Origin of the sequence: Shewanella sp. SP2S2-4 (assembly GCF_031932025.1) — a bacterium.
GTDB lineage: Bacteria > Pseudomonadota > Gammaproteobacteria > Enterobacterales > Shewanellaceae > Shewanella > Shewanella baltica.
The window spans coordinates 32,902-48,343 of sequence record NZ_JAUOER010000010.1 but is presented as its reverse complement, the minus strand read 5'-3'; the positions used below and the strand labels follow the sequence as shown (position 1 = coordinate 48,343).

Here is a 15,442-nt window from a genome sequence, read left to right as displayed (position 1 = left end):
TGCAAGCCAATAAATTAGTCAAAGAGAAACACTATGCCACTTGCATCCCTTTACCAAAAATTGCTCAATATGAGTCGCTATTTCGATGGCGTAGCGCCATTAGCCCTCAGGATTTACCTTGCGCCCGTGTTGATGCAAGCGGGCTATAACAAGCTCGCCCACTTTGACGATACGGTTGCTTGGTTTGCCAATCCCGATTGGGGTTTAGGCCTGCCAATGCCGGCGGTAATGGCAGGATTGGCGGCGGGAACCGAGTTCTTTGGCGCTATATTATTACTGCTTGGGCTTGCGACGCGGCTGATTTCTATCCCTTTGATGGTCACTATGTTGGTGGCTGCATTTACTGTGCATTGGCCAAATGGCTGGTTAGCGATTGCCGATGGCAGTTCTTGGCTAGCCAACGACAGAGTGCTTGAGGCTGGGGATAAACTGGCAAAAGCCAAAGAAATATTGCAGGAGCACGGTAATTACGACTGGCTGACCAGCTCAGGTAACTTAGCAGTGCTTAATAATGGTATTGAGTTTGCGGCCACTTATTTCATTATGTTGTTGGCACTCTTTACCTTAGGCGCCGGTCGTTACACTAGCCTTGATTATTTTATCGCTAAGCGCTGCGGGGTTAAGTAAGCCTTTTATAAAGAGCCCTCGATTTTCAAGATTAATCAAAGCGTTAAATCCCACCCATGCGGTGGGATTTTTTTATGCCTCTTTGCCTGCAATTTGCTATGCTTGAACGCAATTTATATCGAACTAGGATAAGAACTTGGACGCTATTGAACTTTTGCTCACCCGTCAATCGACCCCGCGATTAATCGCTCCCGCTCCCGATGCGAGTCAATTAAAAATCATCTTAGATGCCGCCATTCGTGTGCCAGATCATGGTGCCTTAGCCCCATGGGAATTTATTATTGCCACTGACCAAGGGTTAAACACCTTAGCCGATATCTTTGTTGAGGCGGCTAAAGCGAGTGGCGCCGATGAGGATTTCGTTAATAAAGCTAAGGGCATGCCAATGCGTGCGCCTATGGTGATTACCGTGGTGGCGAAAACGCAGCAACATCCTAAAGTGCCAGTACTTGAACAACAAATTGCAGCGGGCTGCGCAACGATGGCGATGCAACAAGCGGCTTTTGCCTTAGGTATTGGCGCAGTATGGCGCACAGGGGATTTTGCCTTCGATGCCAATGTGAATGCCGCCTTAGGCCTTGAGCCACACGATCAAATCGTCGGCTTTTTGTATGTCGGTACGCCAGCGGTTGTGGCACCCCAAAAACCGCAAAAGGACGGCAGCCAATACGTCCGTTATTTATGAAAAAGCTTATAGCTATTTTTTTATAAACATTGTCTATTTCTAGTGGAGAAATCCTATGCAAGTGGCGCGTACTCCTCGATTAATCCTGCGGCAGTTAACCCCAGCCGATGCTTCATTTATGTTAGTCTTGCTCAATAGCCAAGGCTTTATTGAGAATATTGGCGACCGAGGAGTACGCACGCTTGTGCAGGCCAAGGATTATATCCTCAATGGACCGATGAAAAGTTATGCCGAGTGTGGTTTTGGCTTTTACGCCGTCGTGCTCACAGAGAATGGGTTCACTATTGGTATCTGCGGTTTAATCAAGCGGCCGACGCTTGATAATGTCGACATAGGTTATGCATTTTTGCCGCAATATTGGGGTAAGGGTTATGCATTCGAAGCCGCGAAAGCCGCTTTTGACCTAGGCAAAAGTTTAGGTATTGAGCGCATTGTCGCGATTGTGAGTGCCCATAATGGCGCTTCAAAGGCATTGCTGAACAAACTTGGATTACAGTTTGAGCAGTGTTTACAGCTCAGCCCAGATGATGAGCCTGTTGAACTGTTTAGCGAGTTATAACCTATTGTTTATATGAGTTTTTATTTTATTGTAATTCGGCGTTCTTTACTCTAAAATTCCGCAAAATTTACTGTCGAGATATGGCAATCATATCTCTTATTGACGCCCCTCGAAAATCAGGCTCACTTAATCCCTCCTTGAGCCCTTGAGTACAGCAAAAGCGTAGCCCTTTTATTGGATGTAGCATAATGGTTTCGCAATTAAGTGAAGCAATGCTGGACGTGATCGCTGATGCCTTGGTAGACAAAGGCTATATCTTTTTATCTGACTTAGTTCCTAACAATATTAGCCAAGTGCTATTGGAAAAAATTCAATCGACGCAAGCACATGAACTAAAAGCTGCGTCCATTGGTCGTGGCGCTGAGCAGCAATTAAATCCCGACATTCGCCGCGACAGAATACAGTGGCTAGAAGAGCACAACGAGCCTGATGCCCAATATCTTGAGCTGATGACGCAACTCAAAAATGGCTTGAATCGTCGCTTATTTATGGGGTTATTCGATTATGAAAGCCACTATGCAGTATATCAGCCTGGGGCATTCTATAAAAAGCATGTCGATGCGCTAAAAGGCAGTCAAAATCGCATCCTAACCACAGTGTTTTTCTTAAATCCTGACTGGAAAGCGGCAGATTGTGGCGAGTTGATTATCTATGATGAAGCTGACATTGAGATTGAACGCATCGCACCTAAAATGGGTCATTTTGTGATTTTCCTCAGTGAGCGCTTTCCCCATGAAGTGACTAAAACCTTGGCCCAGCGTAATAGCATTGCGGGTTGGTTTAGGGTCAGTAACAGCGTGCATGGCTTTTAACTTTAGCTTTTAACTATGGTTCTAACTTTAGTTTTTAACTTCTACTGATATCAAACACCTAAATGCCCCACAGCTTTAGGTGTTTTTGCTCTTGATTGCCGCTTTTGGTCATCGTCATCACTAATCACCAATCACGACTGCGCAATGTCATTGGCTATTTCTCGGATATTGATTGGCCATTTCGTGACTTATTCTTCCGCTGCAGTATTTATCCCAATCTGTTTTAACTGCCTTCTACTCATTTTTTCAAATTTTTTGACACTCTTAAGCTTTAGGTAATCTAAGCCGCCGACAATGGGATAAATTTGTCCAATCATGCTGAAAATAGGGTATTTTTTTATTCTCGTTTAATGTTAGGCTAGATAAAAATGTGCGCAACAACACACTTTTCTATCATCTAACGGAGGCGAGACTGTGGGCTGTGAAGATAACTTAGGTTGTTTAACGGGTGAGCATATTGTGCTTGAGCCCTTATCTCTGTCCCATGTGGCGGCATTGAGTTTAGCTGTGACAGATGGTCAACTTTGGCGTTTGTGGTTTACTAGTGTGCCAGAACCCGCCGAGGTGAAGTCCTATGTGACTAAAGCCCTCGAAGAAAAAGCGCGGGGTCAGAGTTTTCCCTTTGCAGTGCGGGATAGAGTGAGCGGTGAAATTGTCGGCTGCACGCGCATTTGCAACTGGGAGTCTGAAAATCGTCGCCTTGAAATTGGCTACACTTGGTATGCAAAACGTGCCCAGCGCACAGGGATTAATACCGAAGCTAAGCTATTGCTATTGACCTTTGCCTTTGAAACCTTAGATGCCATTGCTGTTGAGTTTCGAACTCACTGGCATAACCAAGCCTCCAGACAAGCTATTGCGAGACTGGGTGCTAAGCAAGATGGTGTGTTGCGTAATCACAAAATTCTTAAAGACGGCACAATTCGCGATACTGTGGTGTATTCCATTATTGATGCTGAGTGGCCAGCGGTGAAAAACAGTCTGCAATTTCGATTGCGACAACGACCGCCAACACTCTAACGATAAAAAGGAAAGGCCCATGGCAAGCATTATAACTCGAGCAGATGTGACTCATGCCCATGAGGTTGCAGTGTTATTCAATGAGTACCGACAGTTTTATGGGCGCAGGGATGATGTAGCGGCCGCGGAGCAGTTTATTCATGCAAGATTGTTAGATCAGTCATCGGTGATATTTATTGCCAAAGATAATCAAGGGCTTGGATTAGGCTTTGTGCAACTGTATCCCAGCTTTTCATCGTTGCGTATGGCTCAAATGTTGATCCTCAATGATGTGTATGTGACTCAACATGCTCGATGTGTCGGTATTGGGCGAGCGCTAGTTCAGCAGGCCGCCAGTTATGCCAAGGCGCATAATATGAGTTATTTGATGTTAGAAACACAGCAAAAAAACCAGCGCGCACAGGGCTTGTATGAAGGCTTGGGCTTTGTGCGTAACCAAGATTTTTATATCTACGAGCTTGAGATCCACCGAGGGCTTGAGTAGGTTTATTTATGGCGATTAAAAGGAAAAGTAACATGTTAACTCAGGTAAAAACGTTAGTATTAGGTGGTTTAGTATTGAGTGCCAGTACTGCAGTTTGGGCTGATGAAGCAGAAAAAGCGTTTAGTAAAGAAGCCATTGAATGTGCCGCTTACTATCAAATTAGCTCAGAAGCCATTGGGGCGATGAATGCACCGCAAATGCAGGCCGTGGGTGAGCGTTTAAAAAGCTCTAAAATTGAGTCTGAGAATTTAGCTAAGAAATACAGCTCTGAAGCTGAGGTGACTCAAGCGGTTGCCGCTGCTAAAGCGCGTCAAATCGAAAGCTTAGGTGGCTCAAGTAACTTAGGTACGTTAATGGGTAAATATAAAGAAGAATGTAAAAACCTATTAGCCGATCCGCAAAAGCGTTTAGATTATTGGACTATGGCGACTATGTAGTCGCAGGTTTTAGTCAGCACAGGTTTTTAAGCATGTGATTTTAAGCATTGTAATTTTAAACATGTGAACTAAGGGAGCCTAAGGGCTCCTTTTTGCGCTAAGAACTTAGCACTGGGCTGCGCGAGTTCATTTTATCAGGCTTGTGTGTTGGTTGCGGTCCGGTTGACTCAATGATTCTTAGCCAGCTAGGTTATTTTTGTTAAGCTGAAACTCAAACGGGGTTTTTAGGGTCTTATTGCCAGGGTTGCGATTCTCGTTTTGTTTACGCATTGATTTGCAAACACCATCAAATATGAGCACTAACTAGGAGCAGTATGGTTTTAACATTAATGGCAGCGACTGTCTTGAGTGCTGGAGTCTGTGGATACCATTTAATCTATGGTAAACATGTTCTATTGGCGCCGTTGTTAAAAGCAAATGTGTCCCAGCAGAGCAAGCAAATGTTGCGCTGTTTATTTCACTGCCAGTCAGTGTTTTTTGTGGCCTCAACTGCGGTACTTTTAGCCTGCGCACTTAAGGTGATCCCAGGCATGTATGCCTTTAGCTTATTGTTATTTCTTGGGATGAATTACGGGATCTTCGCGATTTGGCAGTTTTATATTGCCACTTTGAGCCCGCCAAATAGTGGCCAGATGATCATAGTGCAAGCCTTAATTTTCTTGTTGATCGGCACTTTGGCTATGTTGGGACCACTCTTGTCCGTCGCCTAAATCGCTGATCGCACTTGGATAGTCATAGCGCTTAAATAATCGTCGCGCTTAGATAAATCCTCGCTCTTGGATAGTTATCGCGCTTAAAGCGTTAACGGCTTGAAGAAACTAAAAGCGAATTATTGGCTCGACTTAATCCCGTATTGGGCGGCGAGTTCGGCCAGTTTGCCATTGTCGATGAGCAGCTGAACCCAGTGTGAAAGCTTTTTAGCATCGAGTGATGATCTGAGGCTAAGTAAGATGCCGTTATCGTACTCTTGGTCCCAGTTGTCTGATATTAAAAGTAAATGCCTGTCTTGTGGATTCACCTTTAAATAATACTGCAAATAGGAATGAGTGACGGGCGCTATGTCTGCCCGTTCGCGCAGAATACTTTCGATAGAGGCCCTGTTGTTACTGACGAACAAGGGGCGAAATTGCTTTGCCAACTTGTCAGCATCGGTTTCAAAGTGGGCAAACTGATAGTGATAGCCCTTAACGAATGCGACTGACTTATTGGTTAAGTTTTTGAAATAATTTTGATTATGGGCTTTGGCCTTAAGCGCAATAAACACTTCCCCATCTATCATGTGTAGTGGAATAAACTGATCCGCTATTTTCTGCCATCCCCAAGCGGGGTTCTCAAATATCATCATGTCGAAGCGACCTAAGGCATAGGCTTTATATCTGTGCTCAACACTGGTGACGGTAAATTCAAAAAACACTTCTTGTTGTATTTGATTCAATGCATTAATGATATCAAGGGTGAGGCCTGTGTAGCGGCCGTCCTGTTGTAGATTCACATAGGGAGAAAATTGATAACCACCGACATGAATGGTCGGTATTGTATTGGGTACTATTGTATTAGGTGCTGTGGGCGACTGATTGTTATCTTGGGCGATTGCGGCCGAAATTACGCTGATCCCTAAGACGAAGCTAAAGAGTAGACGATACAACTGTCTTATTACCATGGTCACCCCTAATCATGCCAAAGGTTAATGATTTTTTACAAGTATACACAATTTAATTTACTCAACGCTGTCGATGTTGTGCGAATTTTGAATAGGTCATAGTAAGCTAGCGCAAACAGGATGAGGGAGAACTCACATTGAGCCAGATAAAATCTCAAGTGTGTGGCTGGGTTGAACAGGGACATATCACGCAAGAGCAAGCGAATACGCTTTATCGGCAGGTCACAGTGTTGCCAGATGCGTCGAGCTGGCGTGGCTTAATCGCTAACTTATTACTCTGGTTTGGCGCCTTGAGCTTTGCCTCTGGGGTGATTTTTTTCTTTGCCTACAATTGGCAATCTCTCGGGCATTTTGCCAAATTTGGCCTTATTGAAGTAGCGATACTGCTCGCCATCGCCGCATTTGCTTGGCTCTATTATCGTGCTAATTCCCTTTCAGCTGCTTCCCATTCCCATAGTCATAGTAACCAAAGCAACGACAGCAGATTTGGTGCGACGACAGCCAATGGCGTGTTACTGGCCACGAGCGTATTGGTGGGCGGTTTATTAGCACTGGTTGGACAAACCTATCAAACGGGCGCCGATCCTTGGCAGTTATTCGCCCTGTGGGCGTTAGTGATCTTGCCCTTCGCTTGGGTGGCGGGATTCGATGGTTTATGGCTGCTGCTGGTGGGACTTATTAACCTAAGTATAGGGATATTTCTGGATTCCTTTTCCCATTTATGGGGAGCCTTCTTGGATGAGCAAGGTCAACTGCTGATCTTTATCTGTTTGAATTTAGCTATCTATTACGCTTTTGTATTGTTAGACCGCAACGTCGCGGGGCGCTGGCATGCGCCAATCCTCGAATATGCGTGTTCACTGTTTGCGATGGGCTGTTTTACTTGGTTAATCACTTGGCTGATTTTCGATGATTTCCTTAAAGGTGATGGCTTTAGTACTTGGATAGTTTGTGGTTATCTTGCCCATCTAGTGTTGGGATTCGTTATTTTTCGCTATCGCTTACCGCGCATTTATCCCTTGGCCTTGGGCGGTTTTAGCTTGATTGCCGTGGGCGCTGCGTTATTGATACGGCTGATGTTTGAGGACAATGATCCCATAGGTGGTTTTTTGTTTATTGGGCTTTACATCATTTTGGCGAGCACAGGCTTGAGTATTTGGTTAAAGGGACTCAGTCGCAAGCTTAAACCACAGTCAGAATCTATGCCTGAATCAGAGCCTGAATCTATGTCTGAATTAGCATCTAAGCCCGCAGCGAGAGCGACCCAAGGGAAAGTGGGAGACATTCATGAGCAACAATAATGGCTTACCGGATGGCGACATGGTGACCAATTCTTTAACGAGTTCAGTAGCGACTCCTTTAAAGTCTCCATCAAAAGAGGATGCCGCTTCAATTGATGCATCGGGTGAATCCAGTCTGATAACACTGTGGCAATCCTTGTATGCCGAGGGCAAAGTCAACACGCCCCAAATGCCAGAAAACCAGGATATTCCTTGGTATATTGCCGCTATGCAGGCCTTCGCCGCTTGGATTGCCGCTTTGTTTCTATTGGGCTTTATGATGGCGGCATTTGGCGCCATTTTTGAGCGGGTTGGTGAGGGCGTCGCCTTATTTATCGGCTTAACCTATTTAGCCGTGGGCATTGGGTTGTACTTTTTGCCGCGGCAACAGATCTTCATTGAGCAATTTGCTTTTGCCGCCTGTTTGAGTGGTTTAATCAGTGTGGCTTGGGGATTCTATGATTTAATCGACAATGATTTTAGCCTCAACTGGTATTTGTGTATGGCGGGTATTCTCTTGCTGTTGTGGGGGGTAATTGCCCATGGATTAGCCCAGTTTGTGTTCGCGTTTGGCTTAAGTTGGTGCGTGATTGGCCTCATGGCTAAATTCGAATGGCTCAATGTCAGCCCAAGTCTGTTTGCCTTAATCATTAGCCTAGTGTTGTTCAATATCAATCGGTTCGGACGTCATTACCGCCGCGCGCGCATGCTTATCTACGGCTTTGCACTGGCATTAATTACATTGCAACTGATGCATGCTTTTAGCATGGACAGTATTTTTGAAGCCTTATTCAGTCCTTGGCAACAAAGTCTGTGGTTCACGCTAAGCCATCTGTCGATTATTTTTGTCATTTGCGGATTATTGTTGGTCACTGTATTTCACGAACACAAACAATCACTTAGCTCAATGGCGGCGATAGGCTGTTTTCTCGGTTTAATGGCTATTAGCGGTTTATCTTTACCCATGCAGGGATTATCGACGGCTATCCTATTGATTCTGCTTGGCCACTATTGCAATGAGCCTTGGCTAAAAGGCATGGGAATTATGTCGGCGCTGCTGTTTGTCAGCGGATATTATTATTCCTTAGAAACAACACTACTGCTGAAATCTGCTTATTTGATGGGTTTAGGCGCGCTGCTGCTGGTGGCAAGGATGCTGGTGTGGCGGTTATTTCCTGCCAATGAAAATGCCAAGGAGACTATGTGATGAGAAATGTGATGGGCAATGTGAAGGGAAAACTGTCGGCCCCACATAAATGGGCGCTGGGCATAGTACTTTTTACAACCGTTGCGATTCTTGCTGGCGTGAATTGGCGCATTTTCAAATTCGAACAACTGCTGAATCACGGCCAAGTCGTGCGCTTTGCATTAGCGCCAGTCGATCCGCGCTCGTTAATGCAGGGGGATTACATGGCGCTGGAATATGCCATTGCCCGCGATGTGCGTAGCGCCTTAGCGCCGCAACAAATGCAGGGTCAGTTGTTACTGGCACTAGATAAGCAAAAAGTGGCGCGTTTTATGGATTTTTATACCGACCAAGCGCTCGGTAAAGATCAGCTGCGGGTGCAATTTCGTGTTCGTGGTAATCAAATCAAGCTCGCATCGAACAGCTTTTTCTTTGAAGAAGGGCAAGCCGATCATTTCAGTGCGGCTAAATACGGCGAGTTTAGGGTGAACGCCCAAGGTGAGTTACTGCTGGTCAGTTTACTCGATGAAAAACTTGAGCCCTTATAGCCCTGCGTCAGGGCTTTCATCCATTGGCTCTGCTTATTCTGGTAAGAGCGATTTATCCCCATTATATTGATTATTTCTGGCCGCATTGTTAATGGGCGGCCAGCATTTCTCGTACTGCTTTCTTCCTAGTTCTGATCGCTAAATCGCACCAATAATATCAACCTTAAGTTGCAACTTTGGTGCAACCAATTTGTAACCTTGGTCGCCTATAGTATCGTCAGTGTTCGAGGTGACATCATCTTGAAGTATCTAAGCACATCAATTAAATCGCAATTCAATACAAAATATTAAAACAATACATTTAGGGGTCTCAATGTTTAACACTAAAACTGTGCTGGCGTTAGCCATCAGCAGCGTTTGTGGGCTTGCCCATGGCGCGGATAATTTGATCATTTCAGAATACGTCGAAGGCAGCAGCAACAATAAAGCCATCGAACTGTATAACCCAACTGCGGGCGTTATTGATTTAAGCCAATACCAATTGCGTTTCTATTTCAATGGCAGCACCAACGTCGGTACGACCATAGCGCTCACTGGGTCATTAGCGGCGGGGGCGACGTATGTGGTTGCCGATAACGACGCGTCTGCCGATATTCTTGCGGTTACCAATCAACAGAGTAACGCCAGCTTCTTTAACGGCGACGATGCGATTGAACTGACTTATCAAAATCAAGTGATTGATAGTTTAGGTCAAGTTGGTGTCGATCCCGGTGCCGAGTGGGGCAGTGGTGATTTATCCACTCAAGACAACACCCTGCGCCGTAATCCTGATCAGCTGATTGCCGATCCCATCAGTGACGATGCGGTCAGCTTTAGCACTTGGTTAGGTTTTGCGAAGGATGATATTTCTGATCTCGGTAAATTCAGCGCGGGCACGCCAACCGATCCCGTCGACCCTCCACCGAGTTCTTTAGTGTGCGGCGAAGAAGCCACAGCAATTCATGCGCTTCAAGGCGCGGGCGCTGCCAGTCCTCTTAATGGTCAAACCTTAGTGGTTGAAGCGGTTGTCGTCAGTAATCAAGAAGCCGGTCTTAAGGGCATTTTTGTACAAATGGCTGATAACGAAGCCGATAGCGATCCACAAACCTCGGAAGGGGTGTTTGTGTATACCGGCACTGCGCCTACTGCGTATGTGGCGGGCGATCGTATTCGTTTAAAAGCCAAAGTCACTGAATATCAAGGCTTAACTGAACTAACGACTGTATCAGATCATAAGTTGTGTGCCACTGCACAAGCATTGCCAACAGCGGCTGTGGTGACCTTACCGGTTAACAGCAGTGATGATTTTGAGCCATTTGAGGGCATGCGTGTTCGTTTCAGCCAAGATTTAGTGGTGAACGAAGTCTACAACCTAGGTCGTTACGGCGAGATTTCATTAGGCAGTCAGCGCCACTTTATTGGTACGCAAGTGGCTGCACCGGGCGCGGATGCGCTGGCAGTGAGCGCTGCTAACCAACGTGACAGTATTTTATTGGATGACGGTTTAACGGCGCAGAATCCTGATCCTGTGCAATTCCCCGCTCCAGGTCTGAGCGCATCAAACACTGTGCGTGTAGGCGATAAAGCCACATCGCTTACGGGTGTAATGCACTATGGCTTTAATTTGTATCGCATTATGCCAATCGAGACGGTGAACTTTGTGGCGGAAAACCCACGTCCTGTCGCCCCCACATTGAATGATGGCGGTAATCTAAAAGTCGCTAGCTTTAACGTACTTAACTACTTCAATGGTGATGGTCAAGGTGCAGGTTTCCCAACTGCGCGTGGTGCCAATACGTTGAGCGAATTTGAGCGTCAAAAGGCGAAGATTGTCAGCGCCATGGTGGGCATTAGGGCCGACGTATTTGGTTTGATGGAAATCGAGAACGATGGCTTTGGCGCCAATTCAGCCATTGCTGATTTAGTCGCAGGTTTGAATGCCGCTGTGGGTGAAGTGCGTTACGCTTATATCGTGCCAACAGGCATGAATGCGATTGGCACCGATGCCATCACAGTTGGCTTGATTTATCGTAGCGATAAAGTCACGCCGCAGGGCGCTGCACGCATTCTATCCAGTGTCAATTCGCCATTAGATAGCGATCAAAAGCCCTTGTTTGACGACAGTAAAAACCGTCCAATGCTGACCCAAGCCTTTAGCATGAACGGCACTGAAGAAGGTGTGGTTGTTGCGGTTAATCATCTTAAATCTAAGGGCAGTGAATGTGCGGGCGATCCTGATCTCAATGATGGTCAAGGCAACTGTAATATCACTCGTACCCGTGCGGCGACTGCTGCAGGTCAATGGATTAGCGAGCAATATCCAGATCAAGGCGTATTGTTGATTGGTGATTTGAACGCCTATGCGAAGGAAGATCCATTAACGGTGTTAGGTAACGCGGGCTTTAGTGAGCTGTTTGCCAAACTTGAAAAGCCGAACCCTTATTCCTATGTGTTCTCGGCAGAATCGGGTCAGTTGGACCATGCTTTAGCGAATGCTGCCTTGTTAGATAAAGTGGTGGATGTGACTGAATGGCATATCAATACCGACGAACCGCGCGTATTGGATTACAACGAAGAGTTTAAGACGCCTGCTCAAATCCAAGACTTATTCGCCACTGATGCGTATCGCTCATCGGATCACGATCCTGTGGTGATTTCACTCTTGCTCGAAGCGGAAAAAGTCGCGCCAGTGGCCAGTTTTACTCAAGTGGTGAATGGTGCTGCAGTGCAACTGACATCCACTTCAACAGACAGCGATGGACAAATCGTGTCTGCCGAGTGGAGCTTTGGTGATAACACAGTGGCAGTGGGTGAGGTAGTGACTCACAGTTACAGCCAAAGCGGTGAGTATCTGGTCACGCTAACTGTGACTGATAACGACGGCTTAACCCATAGCACGTCGCAAACTGTGTCTGTGGTGGTTGGTGAGGTAAAACAACCGCCTGTTGCGCAAATTCAGCGTATCAATTTATTGTTCGTCGATATGTTTATCTCGACTAGCTACGATACCGATGGCGTAATCAAGCAACATAAATGGACGTTCGACAATGGCACCCGCGCTAACGGTCAAGTGGTATTACGCCTTGCCCGCCGTGGACAACACACAGTTGAACTGACCGTTAAAGATAACGACAAGTTAACGGGTACCACGACGCTGACTTACCGTTAAGCCAGTCCTTTCATTCCGCTGATATTTAAAGTGACGCCAAGCCCGCAGCCGCGGGCTTTTCTTTTTGCCCAAAAGCAAGATAAAGTTGTCGTCAGTTGTTGCTACACATCAATTCTCATTGTTTCCCCAGTGACTCACCGCCTCTTTATTTAACAAGAAGTATCCCTGAGGGCTCTAATAAAATATCCATGTTTTAGAAGGTCACTGGTGCAACAATGCCAATTTTAACTAAAGCTTCTGCTGTTTGTTTAGCCAAAAAGCTATTGCCCCAAAGCAAGATAACTTTGTCGTCATTTGTGCTGTATTCATTGTCATTGTTTCCCCTGAGACTCGCCATAAACTCGTCCCTGAGGGCTCGACGACGGCATCCATGCCGCCAACGGTCACAGTTGCAACAATGCCAATCTTAACTAACACTTCTGCTGTTCGTTTAGCTAAAAAGATATTGTCCAATTACGTGTCAGTTCTTCTGCTGGCACCGTTTATGCCCCATTCCTTCTTACTACGCCTATGAGTGGCGGCATTAAGCTAGATCTTGTTGACCAAATTTTAGTAATGCTACAGAGTGTCTATATAAATCAAGCCATACCAGAGATCGATCAGCACATCGAAGTCACTCCATTACAGTAAGGAAAATGCTTAATGTCTGCCCAAAAGAAATCCTATCCGCTCAAGAAATCGATACCACTGTCTGCTCAGAGAGGGTTTTTAACACATTTAAGTGTTAGCGGGGAGAATGAAAATGCGCGTCAAGGCATGCAACTACTACTGTCCACCCTCCGTGACCACAAGCTCACTAAAGGGCTTGCAGCCTACACACTGAACAAAGGCAATCCATCTATCGGTTTTGGCATGGAACGCGGGAAAACCCTATTTTCGATCAAAAAAACTAAGCAGGACTTTTATTTCCACTTAAACGGCACTGATGAGCAACACAGATCCGAATGGGAATCGCTTACTAATGCGCTCGGGGTTAAATTCACTTTCAAGCAGACAATTTCTGTCAATGCACTTGGCAATAGCGCTGCTAGCAGTCATGAACTATCAAAGTTACTTCAATTCCTTGGATACTGTGAACAGTGTAACTATGTGTGCGAGTTTGTCGGTATTGAACGCCCCTCTCAGCAGTCCCAATCTGGTGCTGTTGAAGCTGATTTTAACTTTGGTCCCACTCGGAAAAGTAAAGAGCAACGTGATTTCACCAAGGCATTACATCAAAAATATGGTGGCCGCTGCGTAGTCACTGGCTGCAATATTAGTAAGGTTCTCGAAGGAGCTCATATAAAAAGCTACACCGATATGGATAAGCAAGATAGGTTTCAATTTGAACCACACAACGGCTTGTTATTGCGCTGCGATATCCACGCATTAACGAGCGGCAAAGCTCCACTCATGGTATTCAAGCCACTCAAACGAAAGGGACGCATTAAAGTGCTGTTATCTAAAAAGTTGGATAAAAGTGATTACACGTCTTTCAAAGACAAAGAATTCTCTGTTGACCTTGCCACCTACCAATACATTTCCGATGTTTACAATAATTTCCTAGACCAAGGCATTGAGGATTTTGGCAAGCCCTTTAGTTAATTGGGACTATAAAATAAAAATGGACACCCAGCCTTAATAGCGCAGTTGTTAATCTCCGACTATGCTTGGGTTAAGCATTAAACAAGGAGGTTTGTATGCCGCGCCCACGCAGAACTCAGATAAGTGTTGAAGACACACCCTATTACCATTGCTGTAGCCGCGTTGTGCGGCGTGCGTTTTTGTGTGGTGATGATGTCTATTCGGGGAAAAACAATGACCATCGCCGCGCTTGGGTAGAATCACTACTGTTTGAACTTGAAGCGGTTTTTGCCATTGATGTGGCGGCCTTTGCAGTGATGTCCAATCATCTGCATGTGGTGCTGCGGGTCGATATCGACAGCGCGAATCGTTGGACTGACCGCGAAGTACTTGAGCAGTGGCATAAGCTGTTTAAAGGCGATGAATTAACGCAAAAATTCGCCAAAGGTGAGTTAGTTGAGGCGCATGAAGTTCACAGATTAAAGCATTCAATTGCCATTTATCGCAGCCGTTTATGTGATATCAGTTGCCAGTGTTTTCAAAAGAGTGCGCTGCCTCAATGAACCCATCGCAAGGCAAGCAAATCAAGAAGATAATTGCACAGGTCGTTTCTGGGAAGGACGCTTTAAATCGCAAGCCCTACTCGATGAAGCCGCTGTGTTAACTTGTATGGCCTATGTTGATTTGAATCCTATTAGAGCGCAACTGGCTGATACACCAGAACAATCCGACCATACCAGTATCCAGTTGCGTATTCGGGCTGCATTAAAAGGTGAGCAACCTAAAAATCTACTGCCTTTTATCGGTAATGAGCGCGACAACCAGCCCAATGGCATTGCGTTTTTATTATCGGATTACCTTGAATTGGTCGATGATACAGGCCGAATTATTCGAAGTGATAAACGTGGGGCAATCAGTGTAAATAGCGCTAAGTTACTGGCAAGATTAAATATCCCACATGACAATTGGCTCAAGCTCACTACTGAGTTTGGCAAGCTATTTCATGGTCCGGTGGGTACGCTGCAAGAACTGACCGATTACTGTGAACATCTAGAAAAGCGACGACGGCACTTTGCGGCAAGCTGTCAGCACTTTCACAGCAACTAACTGTAATCCTGCTTAACCAAACCAATCTCTACCCATTTGTTTTATTGGGTGGGTTAGCATGTCTTAAATACACTATTTTTTAATGAGTTAGCTCATTTTTATGTCTCAGCTTTAGCCCTTCAACTTTTGATGACTCTCATTCAAGTAATTTTAGCTCGTACAAGTTGTAGACAAACCAAAAGTGCATTATGTTGTTGATCTAAAATGGCTGGCCAGATTTTGAGATTTTGATACTAAAAATTATCTCCTATATCCAGCGTTCAATTGCGTACCACTAATGGCTGAAACTGGATCGTTATACCGTATATTTTCAATCGCTTGGTATT

General features: G+C 45.5%; 15 protein-coding genes and 1 pseudogene. 14 read left to right on the top strand and 2 right to left on the bottom strand.

The window, feature by feature from the left end; genetic code table 11:
- Nucleotides 1–33: 33 nt before the first annotated feature.
- The 8 genes from Q4Q54_RS09950 (at nucleotide 34) to Q4Q54_RS09915 (ending at nucleotide 5,334) form a co-directional block, all read left to right on the top strand.
- Nucleotides 34–627 (top strand): DoxX family protein, encoded by a 594-nt coding sequence (locus Q4Q54_RS09950; RefSeq protein WP_311988361.1) that lies wholly within the window; start codon nucleotides 34–36, stop codon nucleotides 625–627.
- A 136-nt stretch (nucleotides 628–763) separates the two neighbouring features.
- A complete protein-coding gene (locus tag Q4Q54_RS09945) occupies nucleotides 764–1,312 on the top strand; it encodes an NAD(P)H nitroreductase (protein ID WP_011846586.1) in 549 nt (182 codons plus the stop codon).
- Nucleotides 1,313–1,367: 55 nt separating this feature from the next.
- The gene (locus tag Q4Q54_RS09940; protein WP_311988360.1) at nucleotides 1,368–1,871 is read left to right on the top strand and encodes a GNAT family N-acetyltransferase; all 504 of its coding nucleotides are present in this window, start codon (nucleotides 1,368–1,370) and stop codon (nucleotides 1,869–1,871) included.
- A 188-nt stretch (nucleotides 1,872–2,059) separates the two neighbouring features.
- Nucleotides 2,060–2,683, top strand: a complete 624-nt coding sequence (locus Q4Q54_RS09935; RefSeq protein ID WP_259215718.1) for a 2OG-Fe(II) oxygenase — start codon at nucleotides 2,060–2,062, stop codon at nucleotides 2,681–2,683.
- 414 nt (nucleotides 2,684–3,097) lie between these two features.
- Nucleotides 3,098–3,703 (top strand): GNAT family N-acetyltransferase, encoded by a 606-nt coding sequence (locus Q4Q54_RS09930; RefSeq protein WP_006081316.1) that lies wholly within the window; start codon nucleotides 3,098–3,100, stop codon nucleotides 3,701–3,703.
- A 19-nt stretch (nucleotides 3,704–3,722) separates the two neighbouring features.
- Complete coding sequence (locus Q4Q54_RS09925) at nucleotides 3,723–4,187, top strand: GNAT family N-acetyltransferase (protein ID WP_311988359.1); 465 nt, start codon at nucleotides 3,723–3,725, stop codon at nucleotides 4,185–4,187.
- 32 nt (nucleotides 4,188–4,219) lie between these two features.
- Entirely contained in the window at nucleotides 4,220–4,624 is a 405-nt protein-coding gene (locus Q4Q54_RS09920; RefSeq protein WP_311988358.1) for a hypothetical protein, read from the top strand.
- 314 nt (nucleotides 4,625–4,938) lie between these two features.
- Entirely contained in the window at nucleotides 4,939–5,334 is a 396-nt protein-coding gene (locus Q4Q54_RS09915) for a hypothetical protein (protein ID WP_311988357.1), read from the top strand.
- 119 nt (nucleotides 5,335–5,453) lie between these two features.
- On the opposite strand, the gene Q4Q54_RS09910 is transcribed toward Q4Q54_RS09915, so the two are convergent.
- Nucleotides 5,454–6,284, bottom strand: coding sequence for a transporter substrate-binding domain-containing protein (locus Q4Q54_RS09910; RefSeq protein ID WP_311988356.1), 831 nt, complete (start codon nucleotides 6,282–6,284; stop codon nucleotides 5,454–5,456).
- 137 nt (nucleotides 6,285–6,421) lie between these two features.
- Between Q4Q54_RS09910 and Q4Q54_RS09905 the strand changes: the two genes are divergently transcribed.
- From Q4Q54_RS09905 to Q4Q54_RS09890, 4 genes are all read left to right on the top strand, one after another.
- On the top strand, nucleotides 6,422–7,585 hold the full coding sequence (locus tag Q4Q54_RS09905) for a DUF2157 domain-containing protein (protein ID WP_311988355.1): 1,164 nt from the start codon (nucleotides 6,422–6,424) through the stop codon (nucleotides 7,583–7,585).
- On the top strand, nucleotides 7,572–8,771 hold the full coding sequence (locus Q4Q54_RS09900; protein WP_311988354.1) for a DUF4401 domain-containing protein: 1,200 nt from the start codon (nucleotides 7,572–7,574) through the stop codon (nucleotides 8,769–8,771). The genes Q4Q54_RS09905 and Q4Q54_RS09900 overlap by 14 nt, the downstream gene beginning before the upstream one ends.
- A gap of 11 nt (nucleotides 8,772–8,782) precedes the next feature.
- A complete protein-coding gene (locus Q4Q54_RS09895) occupies nucleotides 8,783–9,298 on the top strand; it encodes a GDYXXLXY domain-containing protein (protein WP_311988409.1) in 516 nt (171 codons plus the stop codon).
- A gap of 313 nt (nucleotides 9,299–9,611) precedes the next feature.
- Nucleotides 9,612–12,446 (top strand): ExeM/NucH family extracellular endonuclease, encoded by a 2,835-nt coding sequence (locus tag Q4Q54_RS09890; RefSeq protein ID WP_311988353.1) that lies wholly within the window; start codon nucleotides 9,612–9,614, stop codon nucleotides 12,444–12,446.
- A 193-nt stretch (nucleotides 12,447–12,639) separates the two neighbouring features.
- Here Q4Q54_RS09890 and Q4Q54_RS09885 read toward each other — a convergent pair whose 3' ends face one another.
- Nucleotides 12,640–12,783 (bottom strand): hypothetical protein, encoded by a 144-nt coding sequence (locus Q4Q54_RS09885; RefSeq protein WP_311988352.1) that lies wholly within the window; start codon nucleotides 12,781–12,783, stop codon nucleotides 12,640–12,642.
- 305 nt (nucleotides 12,784–13,088) lie between these two features.
- Between Q4Q54_RS09885 and Q4Q54_RS09880 the strand changes: the two genes are divergently transcribed.
- Nucleotides 13,089–14,030, top strand: coding sequence for an HNH endonuclease signature motif containing protein (locus Q4Q54_RS09880; protein ID WP_311988351.1), 942 nt, complete (start codon nucleotides 13,089–13,091; stop codon nucleotides 14,028–14,030).
- A gap of 95 nt (nucleotides 14,031–14,125) precedes the next feature.
- Nucleotides 14,126–15,116: pseudogene (locus tag Q4Q54_RS09875) on the top strand (transposase).
- Nucleotides 15,117–15,442 lie beyond the last annotated feature (326 nt).